Genomic DNA, 6,000 nt, shown 5'->3' with positions numbered 1-6,000 from the left:
CTCGGATTCGGCCTGTCCGGGCCGCTCGACCTCGGCGCCCTGGCCAAGGCCCTCACCGGCCTGGTGGAGCGGCACGAGGCGCTGCGCACGGTCTTCGTGAACGCGGGCGGCGAGCCCCGCCAGATGATCCTCGGCTCGCCGGAGGCCCCGCTCACGGTGGTCGACCTCACCGGCGACCCCGGCGGCGAGGAGACGGCGCGAGGCCTCGCGGTGGCCGCGGGAGGTGAGCGGTTCGATCTCGCGTCCGGCCCGCTGCTTCGCCTGACCGTCTACCGGACGGCCCCGCGGGAGCACCGCCTGCAGCTCGTCGTCGACCACCTCGTGTGCGACGGCGGTTCCCTCGGCGTCGTGGCCCGCGACCTCGCCGCCCTCTACAGCGGCCGGGCGCTCCCCGCCCCACCTGCCGTGACGTACGCCGACTACGCCGCGTGGGCGCAGACGCGCGCCCGGGCGCACGCCGGCGAGCGGCTGGACCACTGGCGCGAGCGCCTCGCCGACGTGCCGCCCTTGCTCGGCGGCGAGCCCGGCGCCGCCGGTGGCGCCCCGCCACGGCCCCTGGACGGGCGGCTGAGCGCCACCACGGCCTTCCAGGTCGAGGCCGGCCTGCTGGACGCGCTGCGAGGCGGTTCGGCGACGCCGTTCGTGGCCGTGCTGGCGGCCTTCTCGGTCCTGCTGCACCGCGTCACGGGTTCGCCGGGCATCACCGTCGGCACGGTGTCCAGCACGCGGGCGCGCAGGGAGCTGGAGCCTCTCGTCGGCTGCTTCATCAACATGGTCCCGGTCCCCCTGCGGGTCGACGGGACCGAGGGCTTCCGCGCGATCGTCGAAAGGACGCGGGACGAGGTGGGCACCGCCCTGGCCAACGAGGTGCCGTTCGACACGCTGGTGTCGGGGCTCGGGGGACGGCGGCGGCCGGGAGTGCACCCGATCTTCCAGGTGGCGCTCATCCAGCAGGACGACCCCGAGCCGCCGGGCGGGTGGGACGGGCTGCGGGCCTTCGAGTGGGGCCGTGAGGTCGACGACTCGGCCTACGACCTCACGCTGACGATGATCGCGCGGGGCACGGGGTACGAGCTGGTGCTCACCCACCGGCTCGACCGGGTACCGGAGGAGGTGGCCGGTCCCCTGGCCACGGCCTTCCGGGCGCTGCTCGACGCACTGTCGATCTCGCCTGACGTGCCGGTCGGCGACCTCGCGGTGCCGTCCTTCGAGGCGGTCCTCCGCCGCCCGGCGTCCCCACGGGAGACGCCGGCACAGGCCGCGGGGAGACCCGTCGCGCCGGGGCCGGGCGGCGACCATGTGGACGAGCGGCTCGCGGCGGAGGTCCGCCGCATCTGGTCTGATGTCCTGAAAAGACCGGATATCGATGGTGACGCAGACCTGTTCGACCTGGGCGGTGACTCCCTGGCGATCACCCATATCGCGGCCCGCGTCCAGGAGAGCCTCGGCGTCGAGGTTCCGGCGTGGATGTTCTTCGAGGCTCCCACCGTCAGCGGATTCGTCCGCGCCCTGACCGCTTTCGGAAAAGGACCTGACTACCGGAATTGACTCTACGGGTTGTCAATCCGCACGCCGCCGGCCCGCGGTGACGAGGGGGAAAGGCGTGACGCCGGGGCTCGCTCCGCGCTGCCCCCAGCCGCGCTGACGTGCTGTTTCCGATGTCCGGCAGCGAGAGGGCCGCAGCCCGCGCGCTACGCCGGAGTTTACTGAATTAGTTGACTCGCCAGCTGAAAGCCCCTACCTTTTGGCGCTATGGGAGCGCTCCCACTCCCCCGTGGAAGCCGAGGTCAAATTTTGATCACCGGTCGGCAACGGGGATGATGGGGCGTGCCCGCCATGGTGTCGCCCGGATTCATTGCGTTCGCGCGTCGATGAGAGGATTCCCCCCGTGCCTCAGTACGTTCTCCACGGTGGTGACTACCGCGCCGAGATCACCCGCTTGGGCGCGGCCCTGCGGGTGCTCAGGCACGGCGACCGCGATCTCGTGGCGAGCTGGCCCGAAGACGGGCCCATCCCCCACTACAGCGGCACCCTGCTCGCCCCGTGGCCCAACCGCCTCGCGGGCGGCCGCTACACCTTCCAGGGCGAGCGGTTCGAGACGCCGGTGAACGAGCCCGAGCGCGGTCACGCGCTGCACGGCCTGGTGGCGTTCGCCGACTGGGAGGTTGTCGAGCTGCTCACCGTCGAGGACGACCACGCGTTCGTACGGCTGGCGCACACGATCGAGCCGTCGCCCGGCTACCCCTTCCGCCTGGCGCTGCAGGTGCGCTACTCCCTCAGCGCGGACGGCCTGACCACCACGCTCACCGCCGGGAACATCGGCGACCGCCCCGCACCGTACGGTTGCGGGCCCCATCCGTGGCTGATCGCCGACGGCGGCGCGGAGGAGGGCTGGGAGCTCGAACTGCCCGCCGAGCGGGTGCTGCGCACCGACGAGGTGCTTTTGCCGACCACGCTGGAGCCCGTCGCCGGCACCCCGTTCGACTTCCGGGTTCCCCGGCGGCTCGGCGGCACCGTGCTCGACGAGGCGTTCACCGGGCTCGCCGCGGACGCCGAAGGCACGGCGCACGTACGGCTGCGCGGCGAGCAGGGCGGGGTGCGCATCTCCTGGGAGGCCGCGTCGATGCCGTGGGCGCAGGTCTGCACGGGCACCGGGTTCGGCCACCGGGGCATCGCCGTCGAGCCGATGACCTGCCCCGCCGACGCCTTCAACTCGGGCACCGATCTGGTGGTGCTCGACCCGGGCGGCAAGCACGAGGCGAGCTGGACGATCTCCGTCATCTGATCGCCCGCACCCCGGCGACCGGCCCATGGCCGTCTCGACACAACCCCACCGTCCCGAGCCTGAACGTCTCGACGAGCCGAAGTGATGTGACCGATGGAGAGCAGGACCAAGCGCCGGCTGTCGGCCGCCCAGCTGGACGCGCTGATCCTTGGAGCGCTGGGAACGGGTGTGGCGTCGGCCGAGGAGCTCACCGACGGCTACGCCAACGCGGTGTGGCGGCTCGCCCTCGACGACGGCCGGCAGGTTGTCCTGAAGGTCGCCCCGCCGCCCGACCTGGACCTGCTCCGCTACGAGCGCGACCTGCTGCGCACCGAGGCGCTGGTGTACCACCTGGCCACTCCGGCCGGGCTGCCGCTCCCCCGGCTGCTGCACTCGGGCTTCGACGACCCCGAGCTGGGCGGCGACTACCTGATCATGTCGGTGCTCGACGGGGTGCCGTGGAACCAGGCAACCTCCCTGGGCGACGCCGACGAGCGGGCACTGCGCCACGAGCTCGGGCATCACCTGGCCACGCTGCACGCCATCCCTGGCCAGGGCGTCTACGGCTATCCGTACGCCGGTCTCACCGGCGCCACCTGGCGTGACGCGTTCATCGCCATGATGGGCGCCCTCATGGACGACGCCGTGCGCTACGCCACCCCGCTGCCCTGCTCACTGGTGGACATCGCCGGGGGGATCCACTCCAGCGTGCACGTGCTGGACGAGGTGACCGCTCCCGCGCTGGTCCACTTCGACGTCTGGCCGGGCAACGTCTTCCTCTCGCTGCCGCCCGAGGGCAGGCCCGCGATCCAGGCGCTGATCGACCACGAGCGGGCGTTCTGGGGCGATCCGCTGGCCGACTTCATCACCCCGACGATCTTCGGGGAGCTCGGGAACGACGATCCGATCCTGGTGGGCTACCGGGAGGCGGGCGGGAAGCTCGACCTCACCCCCGAGGCCCGGAGGCGCGAAGCGCTCTACCGCGTGTACCTCTACCTCATCCTGCTGGTCGAGAACGGCCCCCGGCAGTATCCCGAGGACTCCTATGCCCGCATCCGCGACCTGGCCACCACCGGCCTGACGAACAGCCTGGCGTTCCTCAGGCAGCGGTGACCCGCACGGCGCCGGGGCCGCGCGTGCCGTACGCAACGGTGGCCCACCGGCCTGGAAAGGCGACGGCGGGCGGGTAGAGCCGCCCAGGGACCGGGTCCCCGGGCGGCCGACCGCTTCTGGCTCGCCTCGGCCGGCATGTCAGACGCCGGTGTCACGGGGCGAACGGTTGCCCGCGACGAGCTGGTCCGCGGGATGGGGATCCTTTATCACGCGCACCGGCTGGGTGCCGGCGCCGACGCGATCGTCGGTGCTCTCGGCGCGGTCGTCGACGCCGTCACCGTCACGGTCGGACACTCCGGCGTGCCGTCCCGCGGGCGTGGTCTCGACGGGAACGGCGACCGGGGTGGCCGCCGGGGTGGCGGAGGCCTCCGTCTCGAGCTTGCGCTCAAGCTGGCGCTTCTCCTCCTCCAGGCGGGCGACGCGGTCGCGCGTCTCGACCCGGGCCTCGCGCAGCTTCCTGCGCTTGGCGCCGGTCCGGCGCATGCCGCCGGTGAGCATCATCAGGCCGATCAGGAAGACGGCCGCGGTGGCCGCTCCGGCAAGGAAGAGCTCCAGCTTGCTCAGCTCGAGCGTCCGGTCCAGAACCGAGATCGACGCCGTGACGCCGCCGGTCGCGTCGTTCGCCACCGCGACCAAGGCCGCGCCGGCGATGACGATGAACAGTAGGCCCAGCACGATCATGTGACCTCAACTCCAAGTCGCCTCGGTGCCAAGCCCCTTTGGGGGGCCGACAACCGACTGCCCCGCAGCCACCGGGTTATTCCTCGCCGGTGTGGTGGGCCGGGATCCGCCGGGCGGGGAGGATTGTCAGGACGGCGATGTGTGCGATGATTTCAACGGGTGATGAATATGCCGACCACATGCGTGATCGCCGGAGGAGGCCCCGCCGGGGCCGTGCTGGCGCTGCTCCTCGCCCGGGCGGGCGTGGAGGTGACACTCCTGGAGAAGCACGCCGACTTCCTGCGTGACTTCCGGGGAGACACGATCCATCCCTCGACCCTGCAGGTGCTCGACGAGCTGGGTCTGGCCGGGGAGTTCCACGCCCTGCCGCACCGCAAGGCGTACGACCTGTCGATCTGGACCGATGACCGGGTCGTCGAGATCGCCTCGCTGAAGGGCCTCAAGACCAAGTACCCCTACATCGCGTTCGTGCCGCAGTGGGACTTCCTCAACCTGGTCATCGCGGCGGCCCGGCGCTATCCGACCTTCCGGCTGATCATGGAGGCCCAGGTCGTCGGGGTCATCCGCGAGGGCGGCGCGGTGCGCGGCGTCCGCTACCGGGACGGCGACGGCGAGCACGAGCTCCGCGCCACCCTCACCGTGGGCGCCGACGGGCGGCACTCCGACGTGCGCCGGGCGGCGGGCCTCGTACCGGTGGAGCGGGGTGCCCCCATGGACGTGGCCTGGTTCCGGCTGCCCCGCGAGGAGAGCGACCCGGAGGAGACGTTCCTGCGCGTCTCCTCCGGCCACATGATGGTGGCGATCAACCGGGAGACGTACTGGCAGCTCGCCTACCTCATTCCCAAGGGCGGGTACAAGCTGCTCCAGGCGGAGGGCATCGAGGCGATGCGCGCGTCCGTCGGCGAGCTGCTGCCCTTCCTCGGCGGCCGGACCGTGAACCTGAAGGGCTTCGACGAGGTGAGCGTGCTGGTGGTCCTGCTCAACCGCCTGCGGCGGTGGCACAGGCCCGGCCTGCTCCTCATCGGGGACGCCGCCCACGCGATGTCACCGGTGTTCGGCGTCGGCATCAACCTGGCCGTCCAGGACGCGGTGGCGGCGGCCAACCTGCTGAGCGGCCCCCTGCTCGCGGGCGAGGTGCCGGAAACGCTGCTGCGCAGGATCCAGCGCAGGCGCACGGTCCCCACGGTGATCACGCAGGCGGCCCAGCGGCTGGTGCAGAACCGGCTGATCCGGCCGGCGCTCAAGGGCTCGGCCAAGCCGCTGCGGCTGCCCGTGGACCCAGCCGGGCTCCCGGTGATCGGGGCCCTGGCCCGCCGCTTCATCGGCTTCGGCGTCCTGCCCGAGCACGTGCGGTCCCCCTCGGCCGGGAGCCGCGGCGAGGGGTGACCGCGGGGGCCTCCAAGCGCCGCCGTGCGGGCGCGGCTTCCGCCGAGACGGTGATC

5 protein-coding genes are annotated in these 6,000 nt (G+C 72.3%); 4 read left to right on the top strand and 1 reads right to left on the bottom strand.

From position 1 onward, the window contains the following. The 3 genes from AB0O34_RS28340 to AB0O34_RS28330 all read left to right on the top strand — a co-directional run. Positions 1 to 1,548: condensation domain-containing protein (locus AB0O34_RS28340; protein WP_363920458.1), on the top strand; the 1,548-nt coding region annotated here is incomplete at its 5' end. Between the two features lie 340 nt (positions 1,549 to 1,888). Next, positions 1,889 to 2,785, top strand: a complete 897-nt coding sequence (locus tag AB0O34_RS28335; RefSeq protein ID WP_363920456.1) for an aldose 1-epimerase family protein — start codon at positions 1,889 to 1,891, stop codon at positions 2,783 to 2,785. A 93-nt stretch (positions 2,786 to 2,878) separates the two neighbouring features. Then, complete coding sequence (locus AB0O34_RS28330) at positions 2,879 to 3,877, top strand: phosphotransferase (RefSeq protein WP_363920454.1); 999 nt, start codon at positions 2,879 to 2,881, stop codon at positions 3,875 to 3,877. A gap of 138 nt (positions 3,878 to 4,015) precedes the next feature. Here the strand turns inward: AB0O34_RS28330 and AB0O34_RS28325 are convergent, their stop codons facing one another. After that, positions 4,016 to 4,558, bottom strand: a complete 543-nt coding sequence (locus tag AB0O34_RS28325) for a hypothetical protein (protein ID WP_363920452.1) — start codon at positions 4,556 to 4,558, stop codon at positions 4,016 to 4,018. Between the two features lie 168 nt (positions 4,559 to 4,726). On the opposite strand from AB0O34_RS28325, the gene AB0O34_RS28320 reads away from it, so the two are divergent. After that, positions 4,727 to 5,944 (top strand): FAD-dependent oxidoreductase, encoded by a 1,218-nt coding sequence (locus tag AB0O34_RS28320; RefSeq protein WP_363920450.1) that lies wholly within the window; start codon positions 4,727 to 4,729, stop codon positions 5,942 to 5,944. Positions 5,945 to 6,000: the final 56 nt, after the last annotated feature.

Source organism: Sphaerisporangium sp. NPDC088356 (assembly GCF_040685555.1).
Classification (GTDB): Bacteria; Actinomycetota; Actinomycetes; order Streptosporangiales; family Streptosporangiaceae; genus Sphaerisporangium.
This window is presented reverse-complemented; position numbering and strand designations above follow the sequence as displayed.

Coding starts and splice junctions, on each gene's coding strand:
- AB0O34_RS28330 (WP_363920454.1), top strand. CDS start 2,879: ATGGAGAGCAGGACCAAGCGCCGGCTGTCGGCCGCCCAGCTGGACGCG.
- AB0O34_RS28325 (WP_363920452.1), bottom strand. CDS start 4,558: ATGATCGTGCTGGGCCTACTGTTCATCGTCATCGCCGGCGCGGCCTTG.
- AB0O34_RS28320 (WP_363920450.1), top strand. CDS start 4,727: ATGCCGACCACATGCGTGATCGCCGGAGGAGGCCCCGCCGGGGCCGTG.